Origin of the sequence: Calothrix rhizosoleniae SC01, assembly GCF_900185595.1 — a bacterium.
Classification (GTDB): Bacteria; Cyanobacteriota; Cyanobacteriia; order Cyanobacteriales; family Nostocaceae; genus Calothrix_A; species Calothrix_A rhizosoleniae.
The window spans coordinates 1-15562 of the sequence record NZ_FYBH01000175.1; the positions used below are offsets into that span (position 1 = coordinate 1).

Sequence of the window (15562 nt, forward strand, 5' to 3'; positions counted from 1 at the left end):
CAGTCATTACGTAGGAAATTTTGGATTTTTTGGAGTTCATGGTGAAGAAGAGCACAATATTGGACATCATCATCCTGATGAAGGAGGACATGAAATGTCACATAATATGAAATTTGATTTCATTTTTGATCTGACTAAAACTATAGCTCGTTTACGCGAAGAAGAAGCAGAAATGAGATCGCAGTTTAATGTTCAGTTAATTCCTATACCCATCGTTGGTAGTCATGTTCAATCAGTCGAAATTAAGACTCATGAAGTTGAGATTATTTACATTTAATTCGGGATGGGTATGTATACTCATATTGATGCTTGTTTTTCTACCCTACATTTGCTTTGCAGGGGAAACAGCACAGAGTATTATGTTTACAAAGATTGCTGGTAATACAATAGTAACCCTACCCGTAGAAATACCTAAGATCTCATCAAAGAAACTTATACTATTTGTTGAAACACAAAATTTATCTAATCCTCAAAATAAAAGTTTGTATGTAGAGTTATTTATTGAAAAATTTGACCAAAAATACAATTTGGGTAATTTTTCTTTTTTTGGTAATGCAAATAATCCAGATAAACAAGTTTTTGTCTTTTCACTTAAAGAAGTAGAGCAAAAAGCTCTAAGGCAAGGTGCAAAAATCAAAGCTACCATCAGATCATTTGATGCTGAAGATACTGATTTATCTAAAGTTAATTTGGAGTTAAACGCTAAGATTGACACACGCTGATCTTTTGCTTTTTGATAGTCCAGTCTGATTTCAAATTTTAGATTATTTAAGCCCCTACCTTCTCTTGCACTAACACATAGGGCTGCACAATTAGGGTATCAAATCTCCTGGTGCGATCGCTATTCCATTCACTCATCTGTTCTGAGGAAGGTTTAGTAATCAAAGCCTCGCTAATCCACACTTCAACTTTTGCAGTATTATCACTGGCTAGTGCTACTCCCACTTCCAATAAATCCAATCCTGCCGTCACTATAATAATTGCATCCCTTTTAGCATGGGGAATTAACCAATCCCATTCTGCTTCATCTAGGTTTTCTTGCAACTGCGCTCTCAAATCTTGATTAGCCATTGGATTTTTGATTTTGAATTTTGGATTTTGGATTTTGGATTAAAATTTTTCATATTATATGGAGTTTTCCCCTGCTCCCTGCTCCCTGCTCCCTGCTCCCTGCTCCCCTGCTTACTCCCCTATCTTCCCAAATCATGTAAGGAATTAATCGCTGCTGCACATTTTTGTGTCACTAACTCTAATTCTTCCTTACTAGTAGACTGAGGAAAATCAATTACATTCCCAATCCGTATTGTTACTGGTGTAGAACGGGGTAAAGCCCCATCCCCTGATTCAATCGCTTGGGTGCCCCATAAACATACAGGTAATATGGGTGCTTGTGCCTTAGCTGCAATTAATGCGGCTCCTCGTTTGGGATCTGTAATTCGTCCATCTGGGGTGCGAGTACCCTGTAAAAATACACCCACAGCCCAACCATCTTCAAGACATTTTAAAGCCGCTTTAATCGCCTTGCGATCGCCAGAGCCTCGACTCACGGGATAGGCTCCATACAATTCAATTGCTTGCTTTAACACAGGAATTTTAAACAATTCTTCCTTTGCCATGTAAGCTACAGGACGACGCACGCAATTAGATACAATGGGCGGGTCGAAGTTACTGGCATGATTACTGACAACTACGAGAGATCCAGTTCGAGGCACATTTTCTGCACCATAAATTTTGCCCCGCAACAAGGTATGTAAAAAGGGACTAACTATTGACCATTTAAAGGCGTGGTAAAGAAGGAGACTGGCGAATGGTTCGCGGCTTCGAGACATATTTGGGTAAAGGGGGAGTTAAGAGTTAAGAGTTGATAGTTGATAGTTGACAATTGACAGTTGACAGTTGTGTTATCAAATATCCACCTCATCAGTGTCATCCATTGAATTAGCAATCAGAGTTAGGAGTTTTTAAGATAATTAACAACCAACAACTAACAACCAACAACTAACAACTAACAACCAATAACTAACAACCAACAACTATCAACCAACAACTATCAACCGTCAAAGTCAGCCATACTACGAATATTTTTTAGGGTTAAGCCGGAGCAAGTACGTTTAATTAAGCCAGTTAATACGTTTCCTGGCCCAATTTCTACAACCCTTTCTATGCCATTTTCTGGCAATGCCAGAGCTATTTCTCGCCACCGGACTCCACCTGTCATTTGTTCTATGAGACGTTGTTTTAAAACATCTGCCTCTACTGCTGGAGTTGGTGCAATGTTTGATAAAACAGGCACATTCGCTCTATGAAATTCTATTGGTGTCAAAAGTTCTTGGAATTCGTTAGCAGCTGGCTTCATTAAGTGGGAATGAAAGGCACCAGAGACTTTTAAGGGAAGAGCTCGTTTAGTTTTCACTTGGGAAATAACTGCTTTTACTGCTGTGGGAGTGCCAGAAATTACCACTTGTGTGGGACTGTTGTCATTGGCGAGAACAACCTCTGAATTATTAGCGATCGCAGTTTCTAATTGTTCTCGGTCAAAGTTGATTAAAGCTGCCATCATTCCCCCAGCAGCACTATCCATAAGTTCAGCACGACGCTTAACTAAACGCAACCCCGGTGACCATTCAAACACATCAGCCACATAAAGGGCTATATATTCTCCCAAACTATGACCAGCAACTAAATTTGGCTTTTGTTTGTCTTTTAGCAAGTCAGCAAGAATTGTTTCCACTACGTACAGACAAGGCTGTGTATAGAGAGTTTGTGATAGTTTATCAGGATCGTTTTGGCAGATGTCAATGACAGACCAACCTAAAATTTCCTCTGCTTGAGCAAACTTTTCCTTTGCTAATGGTTGATCAAGTAAATCATTTAACATTCCCTGGGTTTGGGAACCTTGTCCGGGAAACACCCATGCTGTCTTAGTCATTCTTTATCAGTTGACAGTTGATAATTGATAGTTGACGGTTGATGGTATTGGAGAAACTTATCTTAATTACTTATTATGTCCCCCACTCTTTCACTTTTTCACTCTTTCACTTTCCCCACTGAAAAATCACAGAGCCCCAAGTCAAGCCAGCACCAAAACCAGATGCAGCGATAATATGGTTGTTCTGAATTTTTCCTTCTCGTACAGCTTCATCTAATGCTAAGGGGATAGAAGCGGCGGAAGTATTTCCATAGGAAGCGAGATTACTAATTACCTTCTGTTCAGGAATCTTCAATCTTTGGGCAACAGCATCTAAAATTCTTTGGTTTGCTTGATGCAACAGTAGCCAATCAATATCTTCCACAGTTAATTGAGCACGAAATAAAGCCTTGTCAATTATTTCTGGAACTTTTTGCACAGCAAATTTATATACTTCCTTCCCATTCATAGATATAAACTGGAAGTTACCTGTACTCACAGCTAAATCTGCCGTCAATTGTTGACATTGGGGTACATAAGTGAGGTTGAGATTACTATTTTGCGTACCATCACTTTTCAGTTCAAATCCTAACAAGCGATCGCTCTGATTTGCCTGTAAGACTACTGCTCCCGCACCATCGCCGAACAATACACAAGTACGTCTATCTTGCCAATCTACCCAACGGGAGAGAATATCCGCCCCTATCAGCAATACATTTTGAAAAACCCCCGTTCTAATGTATTGAGCAGCCGTGACCATGCCAAATACAAAACCGGAGCAAGCTGCGGTCAAATCAAAAGCTACGGCTCTAGTCGCTCCCAATTCTCCTTGAATTTGACAAGCACTGCCAAACAGATCATCAGGGGTAGAGGTTGCCAAGAGAATCAAATCTATTTCTTGGGCTGTAATCCCTGCCATTGCCATCGCTTGTTTCGCTGCTGCTGAGGCAATTTGGGTCAATGACTCATGGCAACTAGCTAAATATCGTTGACGAATACCCGTTCTCGTGGTAATCCATTCATCAGATGTATCAACCAGTTCCGTCATTCCTTGATTATTCAGGAAAGTTTCTGGTACTGCCGAGCCGCTTCCTGTAATTGCTATTCCTAAATTCTGCACTCTAGTCTCCCCGGTTATTGGCTATCAGTTATAACAAATGTGCCAGTAGTCAGTAGATGTTCTCTAGACTGACCACTGACATAGAATTACTGCTAGCCACTCTCATGTTGCAAGCTTTGATATTGGGACTGAATTCGTTGTAGCACTTGGTTATCAACAGCTTCCTTTGCCAGGCGAATGGCATTAAAAACCGAAGGAGCCTGAGAACTACCATGACCGATGATACAAATTCCGTCCACACCTAAAAGCAAAGCACCACCATGTTCTGCGTGGTCAATCCGTTGTTTGATTTTTTTCAGGTTGGGTTTTAAGATTGCCGTGCCGACTTGACCTCGTAATCCTTGGGGCAACTCTTCTTTGATGATTTGCAGTACTATATTGCCCACTGCTTCGGCAAATTTTAACAAGACATTACCCACAAACCCGTCACAAACAATGACATCAAAGTCACCAGAAAGCACATCCCGTCCTTCAGCATTACCAATAAAAGCTATTTGGGCATTTGATTGGAGCATTTGATAGGTACGCACAGCAGCATCATTACCTTTAGATTCTTCCTCCCCAATGTTTAATAAACCGACTTTTGGTTCTGGAACACCCAAGACATATTGGCTGTAAGCTGAGCCTAAAATAGCAAACTGCTCTAAAAATTTTGGTCTACAGTCTACATTTGCACCAACATCTAGTACTAGTACTTGCTTGCTGGCGATCATAGTTGGGAACACCGCACCAATTGCCGGACGATCTATTCCTGGCAACCTTCCTAAACGCAGTAAGGCAGCTGCCATCGCTGCGCCAGAGTGACCAGCAGAAAAAACAGCTTCTGCCTTACCCTGCTTAACTAAATTCATTGCCACATTGATGGAAGCCTTTGGTTTGCGTCTGATGCCGCTCAGGGCTTCTTCATCCATGGAAATCGTGTCTTCCGCAGGCACAATTTCCACCTGGCTTAAGCTAACATTTGGTGGTAGGCTAGCTTCAATTTTTTGGGGATCTCCTACCAATAAGACTTCCACACCCAATTCTTCCTTTGCTCGCAGTGCGCCAGCAACGATTTCGGCGGGTGCGCGATCCCCTCCCATTGCGTCAATTGCGATTCGTACGCAAGTCGATCTCATTGCTCCTAGCTCAAAGAACCCTACAAATTTTACCAGATGCCTTAAGTATTCATCTTAGCTTTGGTGAACTACTTAGACTTGCCAAAGGCTAAAGTCTTAGCTTCCCAATTCATTGGGAATAGCCTCAAAAACTTGGTAGTTTTTTTGGTCTTACATTCCCTCCAAGGGCAGGAGTCCTGGTTCCCAAGACCCAAATTTTTTTCTTGAAACATATACCTATTAGCTTGGTTTTTGCTTGTGGCATTGATGATCAAGACAGTAACTATCATACCTGGAAATCTTAGGGATTCCTCATGCATCTAGAATTTGTTTTTACCAAGTAAAAAATTAATTCCAGATGTAATCCTTAATCCCTTACTCCCTATCCCCACCTTACTAAGATTTGAGGGTGAGGACTTCGGCGTTACGTTAAATGCTAACTTGTTGATGAAATTAAACTATGACAAAACTCTAGCAAGCCCAAAGTAACACGAATTCAGTCTCTTCATTTATTTCTTGTGTAATTTGGGTCAACTAATTTTGGATTTCAGCTTAACTATTTGAGATTTTTTGCGTCAATCAGGGGAGGGATTTTCATGCCAAAAACCTCAATTTATGATTAGCTGTTCTGGAAACAAATATCTTTTTTCTGCTTCCCTATGGCATACTTCATCCTCAACTGAAGCTAGATTTATAAAAAATGGCAACTTGCCCCTTTATTTATTATACTAATTTCCAACTTTGAAGTATCCTATTTTTGCTTATGGCATGGGCTTCTAGGGACTAGCTTGAAAGTTAGGAGTTAGGAGTTAGGAGTGAAGGAATGAAGGAATGATGGAATGATGAAGTAATAAGGAATAAAGAATTAAATTTCCTCATCTTCCCACACTCCCTGCTCCCTGCTCCCTGCTCCCTGCTCCCTGCTCCCTGCTCCCTGCTCCCTGCTCCCTGCCTTCTTCAATTTTTGGTGTTCCCATAAAGAGGCAAAGCGGCAGGTATGATAGCTCTATCCCTGATAACATCAATAATTTATACATCAACATAACTTACACAAATACAACTTTTGTACAGAGGGATTAAAAAAATATGCTGGAATTATTCGGTTCGGGTTTAGTGACGGTCTGGCTAAATATGGCAGGAGTACAAGTCAAGCCTCTAGAAGCCTTAGAAGCATTGACTTGGCAAAGTACTCCAGGGGTCGTTGTGCTTCCCGACCCTAATCCAGTGAGTAAAAATACTGTCCAAAAATATCTCCAAAATTTAGTCAAAACCAAATTAATTGATACAAAGTTGACCCAGAGCCAAGGAATTTGGATGCAGTCTGGTCCCATGCTGATGGCAAATCATCAAGGTAAAAATCCTGTACCAGCTGCTTCTTTAACTAAGATTGCTACCTCCCTAGTAGCTTTTAAAACTTTTGGACCGGATTATCAATTTGAAACTTTAATTGGTACTACCGGAACTATCAAAAATGGAGTTTTATTTGGCGATTTGATTATTCAGGGAGGAGGTGATCCTTTACTTGTGTGGGAAGAGGCGATCGCTATTGGTAATAGCCTCAATAAAATGGGAATTAAGCAGGTAAAGGGTAATTTAGTGGTTGTTGGCAATTTTGCGATGAATTTCCAACGTAATTCAACTTTGGCTGGTCAATTATTCCAACAAGCTCTCAATCCCTCCCGTTGGAACCGCAATATTACTTTGCAATACTCCCGTATGGCTAAGGGTACTCCTAAGCCTCAGGTGGAAATTACTGGACAAGTTATCACTCAGCCCGAAGTCGCCGAGAAAACTAGTCTGCTGTTACGCCATCGCTCCTTACCGATGAAACGGTTGATTAAGGAGATGAATGTTTTCAGTAATAATGATATGGCAGAAATGCTAGCAGAGGCTGTGGGTGGAACTGAGATATTACAAACTAAGGCTGCTCAACTTGCTAGGGTGCCAAAGTCAGAAATTCAGTTAATTAATGGTTCCGGATTAGGTGTGGAAAATCGCATTTCCCCTAGAGCAGCTTGTGCGATGTTGATGGCAATTCAAAAGGAAGCACTAGCCCATAACCTAAACGTAGCCGATCTATTTCCTACCTCTGGTTTTGACCGTCGGGGAACAATTATGTATGGTCGTAATCTCCCTAAGGCTACGGTGATTAAAACAGGTACTCTCAATACAGTCAGTGCTTTAGCTGGAGTATTACCCACCCGCGCTCGCGGTTTGGTTTGGTTTGCGATCGTTAATCGTGGTCATCGAATTTCTGCTTTTCGCTCTCAGCAAGACAAATTGTTAGATCAACTAGTAAAGCAGCTACAAGTAGCACCAACCACCCCTGCTGCAATTACTCCCCATGCTGACACTAAAGCTTTACCGAACCTTGGAGCCGTCAATCGCAATGAAGTTGTTCAAGGCGGATAGTTGGGAGTGTGGGAGATGTGGGGAGTGAGGGAGTGATGGAGTGATGGAGTGATGGTTGTTAGTTGTTAGTTGGTAGTTGGTAGTTGGTAGTTGAGGGTTGATGGTTAACTATCAAAATTTCTTCTCCTTGTCCCCCTGCTCCCTGCTCCTTCCCTCTTTCCCTCTTTCACTCCTTCCCTCTTTCCCTCCTTTTACTGGGGAACTATCTCTGTCACTACCCTTTTACCAGTCTTACCACCACTAACCACTATATTTTCTGTTTGTAGGTTGCCTACTGCTTTGTCTCCGTTAAAAGTTAATGGAGGCTTGACTTGTTTGTAAACCACATTCCCACGAGCTTCAATATTTTTTTTGTTGAGAAACCAGGTTAATTTTTGGGATTTGATGGACTGACGATTTTGCCCCACTCCGTGAACATTACCTGTCAAATAAACAATTTTTTCGGCAATCTTTAACTCTCCGCGATCGCCTGTAACTGTGACATTTTCTGTTTGATGGAATACCCGTACAGGAGTGTTACTAGTCACAATTTCACTATTCATATTCCACGTCATAGCTTTACTAGCTATCTGCATGGGCGGTTCTAGCAGGTTGATCTCGGCATTCTTGGTGATTTGAGCAATTTTTGCTTTTAAGTAGACTACCGCCGCACCTCCCCTACCACGGTCGGTAATCTGCTTGTTTTTGTAGCGATCTATTTGCACGGAGCGATCAGCAATCAATTTGTCTTGTTTGATTTGCCAAATTAAATGCTGAGTTTTGATTTTTAGGTCAGGGTCAACTGATGTGGCTACTACCCCTCCAGAAAAATCAATTCGTTGTTGGCGGGTTTTTACCTTGGCTTCGGAGGCGACTGCTTGCAACTGTTTGTGAGTACCATTGATTTGGTTACGCACAATTAATAAATCCTCTTTGGGTCGCCACTCCAATTCATTACCCCGGAGAACAACCCCATTTTTGGGGTCGGTGGCGACTATTTTACCTTTGAGAAACAACTGCTTCCCATCTTGTCTAATATCGGCTGTTTCCGCTCGGATTTGATAAACTACTTTCCCATCTTGATATAATTCGCCGTAGGGATTTTCTGCCTTGCCAATTTGTTTGTCTTTGGTGTAAACCGCCCGTTTTGATTTTACACTCCAAATTGGTCGTCCCACCTCATCTGCTTGTTCTAGGGTGAGATTAAAAAAAATGAAATTGTTATCAGATCCTTTTTTCTCTGTAGTTGGCTGCGGTTCTGGGGAAATTGTTTGACTACTACAACTACATAACCCGGCTATCAAGCACAGGGTGATAACAACTAAGAACTTTGGGGGACTAGGTTGGCTGATCAGCAATTGCAACATTCGACCTCTGAAGTATATGTATCCCCTATATTAGTGTTCTCTGTATTTATTTATGTTCCTGATACCAAGAGAGAAGAATGATGGCGACAGATAGAAAGAAGGAAAAGCTGATGTAACTCTTTCACAATCCAAAATCCCAAATGGTATTATTTCCCTATTCTGGGATTTCCATATGGGAAGTAGGGTCAATCGGAGTATCCAAAAAATCCATCTCTGACAATGGTCGATAGGGATAACCTTGACGGTGTGTTTTTTGAATGTCTTCTTTAACCGCTTCTAAGTCAATGTAGCGATCGCTAACGTTAATTAAACTATCACTGGTCATGGAGCGTAAACTTACCACCTCTACCCGTACACCCCGATAACTCACGGAATTTACGGCGTATGCTAAGTCTCCATCACCACTCACTAACACTGCTGTATCATATGAATCAACTAATGCCATCATATCTACAGCAATTTCCACATCTAAATTTGCCTTTTTTGAACCATCTGGTAACTGTACCAAATCCTTGGCAATTACCCGATAGCCATTACGTCGCATCCAAAGTAAAAAACCTTGTTGCTTCTCGTTAGTCCGATCTACACCTGTATAGAAAAAAGCTCTCAAAAGTCTAGAACCACCTGTTAATCTACACAATAATTTGGTGTAATCAATTTCAATCCCTAGTTGTAGAGCCGCATAAAACAAGTTAGAACCATCAATAAATATGGCTACCCTACCTCGGTTTTCTAATACTTGCTCTGGGGTAAATATAGATTCATTTTCTAAACTATTTAACATTGTCGTCATACCTCGTTTTTATCAATGTGTAATGTGATAATTAGTCCGTTTAGGTATTGAGATGTCAGCAGTATTTATGATATTTTGAGAGGTAGAAACACCATGCAGAATGCAAAAATACCCATGTTCCCTGGGGAAAAGCTGCGTAAATAAAAATCACAATTCTGAATTTTGTAAGCTTTGTATCTGTTGCAAATAATTAATTGACTCCCTATGTGCTTTCTTGATAGAAGAAGGCAATATTAAATCATAGGAATTATATAGACGTAAAAGTGGGAAATCGAAACTTTTTAATTGATGGTTGGTTTCTTCGAGCGCCTACTAAAATAGTCAAGCTGGGTATTCCCTCAGATAAAATTTCACCATCAAGTATGGAAATGGTTTATTTCTCCTATACTTATATTTTGCCTATACCCCACATCATGTTTTCAGATAGAAACAGATCAAGCCTGAATTTATTGAATTTAATTAGACTCCGGTGGTTCTATCCGTTTAAAAATTGGTCTCGCTATACCTAGTTTTTGCTCACTACTCAGTAAACCCCATGTACCATGAACACACAAAGGAGCCTCAATTGAGCTTGATAATGACTCGTTAAAGTTAATATCAAAACCTAACTGTTGGTAAATATCACTACTGATATTCGGGATAATAGGAGACAGTAAATAAGCTGCTAACCTGACTGATTCTAGAACTACATACAGGACTTTTTCTACTGTTCCCTGCTGTCCTTGTTTATACAATGACCAAGGAGCTTGCTCATCAATAAACTTATTACTGGCTCTTACCAGAAATAGGATAGCTTCACAGGCTTGGCTGAAAGCTAGAGCTTCGTAAGCAAGTTTTACTTTTTCTGTGAGTTCTAAACCAATAACTTTCAAAGGACTTTCAGTAGAGATATCGTGACTGACAACTTGGGGTATTTGACCACCACAATATTTCTTCACCATATTCAAGGTGCGATTTAGCAAATTACCTAAATCATTTGCTAAATCTGCATTTAGAACATTAATGAATCTAATTTCATTAAAATCGCCATCTTTGCCAAATTCGATTTCCTTAAGAAAGTAATAACGAATGGCATCAGCATCATATTTCTCTCTGAGGGCAAAAGGGTCAAGGGTATTACCCAGGCTTTTCCCCATTTTTTGCCCATCTTTGGTTAAAAAGCCATGTCCAAATACCCGTCCTGGTAGGGGTAAATTTGCTGACATTAACATGGCTGGCCAGTAGACGGCATGAAAGCGTAGAATATCTTTACCAATTAAATGTAAGCTGATGGGCCACCATTCAGCTAGAGCATTGTCTAGGGTTGCTTCTGCATCCTCTGGTAATAATGCGGTCACATAACCTAGCAAAGCATCAAACCAAACGTAGAGGGTGTGTTTAGAATTACCTGGTACTGGAAAACCCCAGTCCACATTTACCCGAGAAATAGAAAAGTCTTGTAACCCTTGTTCAACAAATTTTAAAACTTCGTTGCGACGACTAGGGGGTTGAATAAAATCTGGCTGGGATTTATATAATTCTTCTAATTGACTTTGATACTTGGATAGGCGGAAAAAGTAATTTTCCTCATCGCGCCATTCTGCTTGCTTGTTGGGGTGTAAGGGACAAAAATGGTCTTCTAGGAGTTCTCTTTCTTCTTTAAATTCTTCACAAGATACACAGTACCAACCTTTTTGCTGTCCTAGATAAATATCTCCTTGATCCCAGACTCGCTGGAAAAATTCTTTGACAATCCCTTGATGACGAACATTTGTGGTACGAATAAAGCGATCATGTTTGATATCCAACAATTCCCATAATGATCCAAAACCGGCAGACATGCGATCGCAAAAATCTTGGGGTGACTCACCTTTGTCCTCGGCTGAACGCTGAATTTTTTGCCCATGTTCGTCTGTCCCCGTAATCAAGAGAACAGAATTGCCCACAAGTCTTTGAAATCTTGCCACAACGTCTGCCGCCATAGTAGTGTAAGCACTACCAATATGGGGCAAGTCATTCACATAATATAGGGGTGTTGTCAGCGCAAATTTATTTTCTTTTTTATCCACTAGATTCATGCAGAAACGGCTTGCTAAAACAATTTATAGCTTGATTGAGTATTTTTAGGTAAAACTAAAAGATTATATAACATAGTTGCCACTTTTTCAATAAAAATTACTTGTTTGAGGAAATAATTATGTATTTGTGATCACAAAAATCAGCTAACAGCAGCTAATGAATGGCATGATTTAGTAATGCAATCCCTACTTTAAATATTCGCTAAAATATTCTCTATATATTTTATTTGTGCCTGTATATATGTTTGGCAGTTTATACTACATTTTTTCATTTGTTGAAAGTTTGTCCTAGGAATTATTATATATATTTGATTTAATATTGATTTTAGTATTTTGGTGAAGGGATAATTTTTCTTGAAAATTAGGCATTAAATAATCTTTTTTCCTGTTTCCTGTTGTACCAATTTCATGCATCATTAACAAACGATAAATAATCATTTAAGAGTAGTATTAACCGGTTATGGGTATAAATAGACCTTTAGAATTATCTCACTATTTTTTAGAAATTTTATCAACCCAACTACGTTGCTATCATCAGGAGCGTATTCCTCGCCACGGTAGCATAGTCGTAGTCAGCAATCATCGCAGCTTTATGGATGCCCCTATTTTAATGGCAGCATTATCCACCCCCATTCGGTTTGCGTGCCATCACTACATGGGGCAAGTACCCCTACTGCGGGAAATTGTCATTGAACAGCTAGGATGCTTTCCTTTAGAAGCTGATAAAAATCGACAAAAAAGTTTTTTTCAGCGATCGCAAAATCTTCTCCAATCCCAACAATTAGTAGGTATTTTCCCTGAAGGAACATCACCAATGGTAAATTTTACTGCTCCTAATCAAGTGGGAAAATTTCAGCGAGGATTTGCCCATTTAGCATTACGCACACAAGTTACAAATTTAGTTGTTTTACCAGTAGCAATTGTTTCTTTAGAAGAAGTTAGTGCCTCTGGTTTACCTTTAAAAATATTGAGTTTATTTGACCCTTCAGAACCTTTATTTAAGCAATCCGGTTTGCATCCTTTGGTCGTTTATCGCCAAGTAGCTGTATTTATCGGTAATCCTTATTTGATTACCCCTGAGCACCAGGAGAAATACCAAGGAAAACAAGCAAAAAATTTAGTGGCAGAGTTAACAGAATATTGTCACCATGAAATTAGAAGTTTCATACAAAAAAGTTCCTAAAATGTTGCAGTTACTTATTACTTATTACTTGCCTCTAGCGCTATAAGTTCACCAGATTCAACTACAATCCCTAATTTAGATAGAGATGTCTAAGCCTTATTTACTATCTTCCCAATATTTGCAACCAGAATACCCTTTATTCATATACTTACCAGGGATGGATGGTACTGGTGAATTATTGCGATCGCAAACCCAAGAATTAGAAAATTATTTTGATGTTCGTCGTTTAGCAATACCTTTAAATGACAAAAGTAATTGGCATACCCTCACCCATCAAGTTTTAAAATTAATTTACAGTGAATTAGGATACAATTCTCCTCGTTCAGTATACCTATGCGGCGAATCTTTTGGTGGTTGTTTGGCTCAGAGAATGGCGATACAAGCTCCCCATTTATTCGATAAAATCATTTTGATTAATCCCGCTTCTAGTTTTAACCTACATCCTTGGTTAAATTGGGCATCTCAACTAATGAATTGGCTGCCAGATTACTGCTTTGAAATTGGAGCCCAGGCATTACTACCATTTTTAGCCGCCTTGGATCGAATTGCATATAGCGATCGCCAAGAACTTTTAAATACAATGTGTTCTATCCCTCCAGAAACAATCCTCTGGCGCATATCCCTACTGAGAGAGTTTCATCTTGAAGAAAGAAAATTAAATCGCCTCACTCATCCTGTGTTGTTAATTGCGGGAGCTGAGGATAAATTATTACCCTCAGTCCAGGAAGCTCAACGTTTAGCTCGTATCCTACCTAAGGGCAAAATCTCTGTTTTACCTAGTAGTGGTCATACTTGTTTACTAGAAAAAGGTATTAATCTTTACAAAATTATGCAAGAATCTAATTTTTTAGAAGCCAATTGACCATAAGAGGCAGAGGAGCAGGGGGCAGGGGGCAAGGGAGAAAGATTTTGAATGCCTTTTGTCCTCGTACTTGATAGAGAGGTAAGCAAATTGACACAGGCAATCACTGATAACTGAAATTAATACTGAGTAAGCAGAAAACTGAATTTTTAAGCAATACTGGAACAAGCAAGTTTTAAAACGAAGAAAAAAATGGAAGTTAGAGTCAGTAATACCCCACTTTTGCAATGGACAGGAGATGGTTTAGCAGTTGGACTATTTGAGGATGCAGTAGAGCTAACTGGAGATTTGGCAACTTTAGATGAAAAATTGGCTGGTTCAATTCAGGAATTAATTGCTGAAGAGGAATTTAAAGGCAAAGCTGGTAGCACCATTAATACAAGGATGCCCCCTGGTAGCCAAGTTCGTAAACTGATTTTAGTCGGCTTAGGAAAATCTGAAGACTTGAAACTCGATAGCCTGAGACGCGCTGCTGCTAGTATTGCTCGTGTGGGGAAAAACCAAAAATGCAAAACCTTGGCAATTAGCCTACCAGTTTATAACCAGCAACTGGCAGAAACAGCCCAAGCGATCGCAGAAGGTGTAGAATTAGCACTATACGAGGATACCCGCTTTAAGTCGGAACCAGAAGAAAAAAAAATCACTATTGAGACAGTAGATTTACTTGGTTTAACCGGACAGGAAAAAGCGATCGCCCGCGCTAAAAAAATATGTTCTGGGGTGATATTAGCAAGGGAACTAGTAGCAGCACCAGCCAATGAGGTAACACCAATTACCATGGCAGAAACAGCCCAAACCATTGCCACAGATTATGGTTTGCAAGTAGAAATTCTGGAAAAATCAGACTGTGAAAAATTAGGCATGGGAGCCTTTTTAGGAGTTGCTCAAGCCTCTGATTTGCCTCCAAAATTCATTCACCTAACCTACAAACCCCAAGGTACACCCAAGCGCAAACTAGCAATTATTGGTAAGGGTTTAACCTTCGACTCTGGTGGACTGAATATCAAAGGTGCAGGTAGCGGCATCGAAACCATGAAAATTGATATGGGTGGTTCTGCAGCTACCTTTGGTGCAGCCAAGGCAATTGGTCAACTCAAACCAGACGTGGAAGTACATTTTATCTCCGCCGTCACCGAAAATATGATTAGCGGCCACGCTATGCACCCAGGAGACGTTTTAAAAGCATCAAATGGCAAAACCATCGAAGTGAATAATACCGATGCTGAAGGACGATTAACCTTGGCTGATGCCCTAGTATTTGCTGATAAATTGGGAGTAGATGCGATCGTTGATTTAGCCACCTTGACTGGTGCTTGTGTAGTCGCTTTGGGTAATGATATTGCTGGGATGTTCAGTCCTCATGATGACTTAGCCAAGCAGTTAGAAACTGCTGGTGAGCAAGCAGGGGAACAGTTCTGGCGAATGCCTATGGAAGAAAGATATTTTGAAGGGTTAAAGTCTGGTATCGCCGATATGAAAAATACTGGACCCCGTCCTGGTGGTTCTATTACCGCAGCCTTATTTTTAAAGCAGTTTGTCAAAGATACCCCAGCTTGGGCCCATCTTGATGTTGCGGGCCCCGTTTGGGCAGATAAGGACAATGGCGTTAACAATACTGGTGCAACAGGTTTTGCTGTCCGAACTCTGGTTAACTGGGTGATGAGTTAGAGGATAAGAGGGGAAGAGGGAAGGAGGGAAGGAGGGAAGGAGTGAAAGAAGTGTGGGAAGTGTGGGAAGTGTGGGAAGTGTGGGGAGATGAAATAACTAACCATTAACCATCAACT

Annotated in this window: 14 protein-coding genes; 6 read left to right on the top strand and 8 right to left on the bottom strand. The window is 40.3% G+C overall.

All coding sequences use genetic code 11. From position 1 onward, the window contains the following. Together CALSC_RS26410 and CALSC_RS10680 are read left to right on the top strand one after the other, a co-directional pair. Positions 1 to 277: hypothetical protein (locus tag CALSC_RS26410; RefSeq protein WP_159460599.1), on the top strand; the 277-nt coding region annotated here is incomplete at its 5' end. Positions 278 to 359: 82 nt separating this feature from the next. After that, on the top strand, positions 360 to 722 hold the full coding sequence (locus CALSC_RS10680; RefSeq protein WP_143288218.1) for a hypothetical protein: 363 nt from the start codon (positions 360 to 362) through the stop codon (positions 720 to 722). 46 nt (positions 723 to 768) lie between these two features. Here the strand turns inward: CALSC_RS10680 and CALSC_RS10685 are convergent, their stop codons facing one another. From CALSC_RS10685 to plsX, 5 genes are all read right to left on the bottom strand, one after another. Beyond that, positions 769 to 1071 (bottom strand): DUF2288 domain-containing protein, encoded by a 303-nt coding sequence (locus tag CALSC_RS10685; RefSeq protein ID WP_088241333.1) that lies wholly within the window; start codon positions 1069 to 1071, stop codon positions 769 to 771. 119 nt (positions 1072 to 1190) lie between these two features. Further along, positions 1191 to 1829 carry a lysophospholipid acyltransferase family protein gene (locus CALSC_RS10690; RefSeq protein WP_088241334.1) on the bottom strand — a complete coding sequence of 213 codons (639 nt, stop codon included), beginning with the start codon at positions 1827 to 1829 and terminating at the stop codon, positions 1191 to 1193. A gap of 221 nt (positions 1830 to 2050) precedes the next feature. Continuing rightward, positions 2051 to 2929: an ACP S-malonyltransferase gene (fabD, locus tag CALSC_RS10695; RefSeq protein ID WP_088241335.1), complete on the bottom strand. Its 879-nt coding sequence runs from the start codon at positions 2927 to 2929 to the stop codon at positions 2051 to 2053. A gap of 106 nt (positions 2930 to 3035) precedes the next feature. Then, a complete protein-coding gene (locus CALSC_RS10700) occupies positions 3036 to 4028 on the bottom strand; it encodes a beta-ketoacyl-ACP synthase 3 (RefSeq protein ID WP_088241336.1) in 993 nt (330 codons plus the stop codon). A gap of 92 nt (positions 4029 to 4120) precedes the next feature. Next, entirely contained in the window at positions 4121 to 5146 is a 1026-nt protein-coding gene (plsX, locus tag CALSC_RS10705; protein ID WP_088241337.1) for a phosphate acyltransferase PlsX, read from the bottom strand. Positions 5147 to 6211: 1065 nt separating this feature from the next. Here plsX and CALSC_RS10715 point away from each other — a divergent pair. Then, positions 6212 to 7537: a D-alanyl-D-alanine carboxypeptidase gene (locus CALSC_RS10715; RefSeq protein ID WP_088241339.1), complete on the top strand. Its 1326-nt coding sequence runs from the start codon at positions 6212 to 6214 to the stop codon at positions 7535 to 7537. Positions 7538 to 7728: 191 nt separating this feature from the next. Here CALSC_RS10715 and lptC read toward each other — a convergent pair whose 3' ends face one another. From lptC to metG, 3 genes are all read right to left on the bottom strand, one after another. Beyond that, positions 7729 to 8883 carry an LPS export ABC transporter periplasmic protein LptC gene (lptC, locus tag CALSC_RS10720; RefSeq protein WP_088241340.1) on the bottom strand — a complete coding sequence of 385 codons (1155 nt, stop codon included), beginning with the start codon at positions 8881 to 8883 and terminating at the stop codon, positions 7729 to 7731. Positions 8884 to 9037: 154 nt separating this feature from the next. Continuing rightward, positions 9038 to 9667, bottom strand: coding sequence for a LabA-like NYN domain-containing protein (locus CALSC_RS10725; protein ID WP_088241341.1), 630 nt, complete (start codon positions 9665 to 9667; stop codon positions 9038 to 9040). A gap of 464 nt (positions 9668 to 10131) precedes the next feature. Continuing rightward, positions 10132 to 11733 carry a methionine--tRNA ligase gene (gene metG / locus CALSC_RS10730; protein ID WP_088241342.1) on the bottom strand — a complete coding sequence of 534 codons (1602 nt, stop codon included), beginning with the start codon at positions 11731 to 11733 and terminating at the stop codon, positions 10132 to 10134. A 460-nt stretch (positions 11734 to 12193) separates the two neighbouring features. Between metG and CALSC_RS10735 the strand changes: the two genes are divergently transcribed. The 3 genes from CALSC_RS10735 to CALSC_RS10745 all read left to right on the top strand — a co-directional run bounded on the left by CALSC_RS10735 (position 12194) and on the right by CALSC_RS10745 (position 15446). Further along, on the top strand, positions 12194 to 12916 hold the full coding sequence (locus CALSC_RS10735) for a lysophospholipid acyltransferase family protein (RefSeq protein ID WP_088241343.1): 723 nt from the start codon (positions 12194 to 12196) through the stop codon (positions 12914 to 12916). An 85-nt stretch (positions 12917 to 13001) separates the two neighbouring features. Then, on the top strand, positions 13002 to 13778 hold the full coding sequence (locus tag CALSC_RS10740) for an alpha/beta fold hydrolase (protein WP_088241344.1): 777 nt from the start codon (positions 13002 to 13004) through the stop codon (positions 13776 to 13778). Positions 13779 to 13970: 192 nt separating this feature from the next. Beyond that, positions 13971 to 15446, top strand: a complete 1476-nt coding sequence (locus CALSC_RS10745; RefSeq protein WP_088241345.1) for a leucyl aminopeptidase — start codon at positions 13971 to 13973, stop codon at positions 15444 to 15446. The last annotated feature ends 116 nt before the right edge of the window (positions 15447 to 15562 follow it).

What these genes read in the sequence shown, in the direction of transcription:
- CALSC_RS10680 (WP_143288218.1), top strand. Translation starts at nt 360, where the DNA reads ATGTTTACAAAGATTGCTGGTAATACAATAGTAACCCTACCCGTAGAA.
- CALSC_RS10685 (WP_088241333.1), bottom strand. Translation starts at nt 1,071, where the DNA reads ATGGCTAATCAAGATTTGAGAGCGCAGTTGCAAGAAAACCTAGATGAA.
- CALSC_RS10690 (WP_088241334.1), bottom strand. Translation starts at nt 1,829, where the DNA reads ATGTCTCGAAGCCGCGAACCATTCGCCAGTCTCCTTCTTTACCACGCC.
- fabD (WP_088241335.1), bottom strand. Translation starts at nt 2,929, where the DNA reads ATGACTAAGACAGCATGGGTGTTTCCCGGACAAGGTTCCCAAACCCAG.
- plsX (WP_088241337.1), bottom strand. Translation starts at nt 5,146, where the DNA reads ATGAGATCGACTTGCGTACGAATCGCAATTGACGCAATGGGAGGGGAT.
- CALSC_RS10715 (WP_088241339.1), top strand. Translation starts at nt 6,212, where the DNA reads ATGCTGGAATTATTCGGTTCGGGTTTAGTGACGGTCTGGCTAAATATG.
- lptC (WP_088241340.1), bottom strand. Translation starts at nt 8,883, where the DNA reads ATGTTGCAATTGCTGATCAGCCAACCTAGTCCCCCAAAGTTCTTAGTT.
- CALSC_RS10725 (WP_088241341.1), bottom strand. Translation starts at nt 9,667, where the DNA reads ATGTTAAATAGTTTAGAAAATGAATCTATATTTACCCCAGAGCAAGTA.
- metG (WP_088241342.1), bottom strand. Translation starts at nt 11,733, where the DNA reads ATGAATCTAGTGGATAAAAAAGAAAATAAATTTGCGCTGACAACACCC.
- CALSC_RS10735 (WP_088241343.1), top strand. Translation starts at nt 12,194, where the DNA reads ATGGGTATAAATAGACCTTTAGAATTATCTCACTATTTTTTAGAAATT.
- CALSC_RS10740 (WP_088241344.1), top strand. Translation starts at nt 13,002, where the DNA reads ATGTCTAAGCCTTATTTACTATCTTCCCAATATTTGCAACCAGAATAC.
- CALSC_RS10745 (WP_088241345.1), top strand. Translation starts at nt 13,971, where the DNA reads ATGGAAGTTAGAGTCAGTAATACCCCACTTTTGCAATGGACAGGAGAT.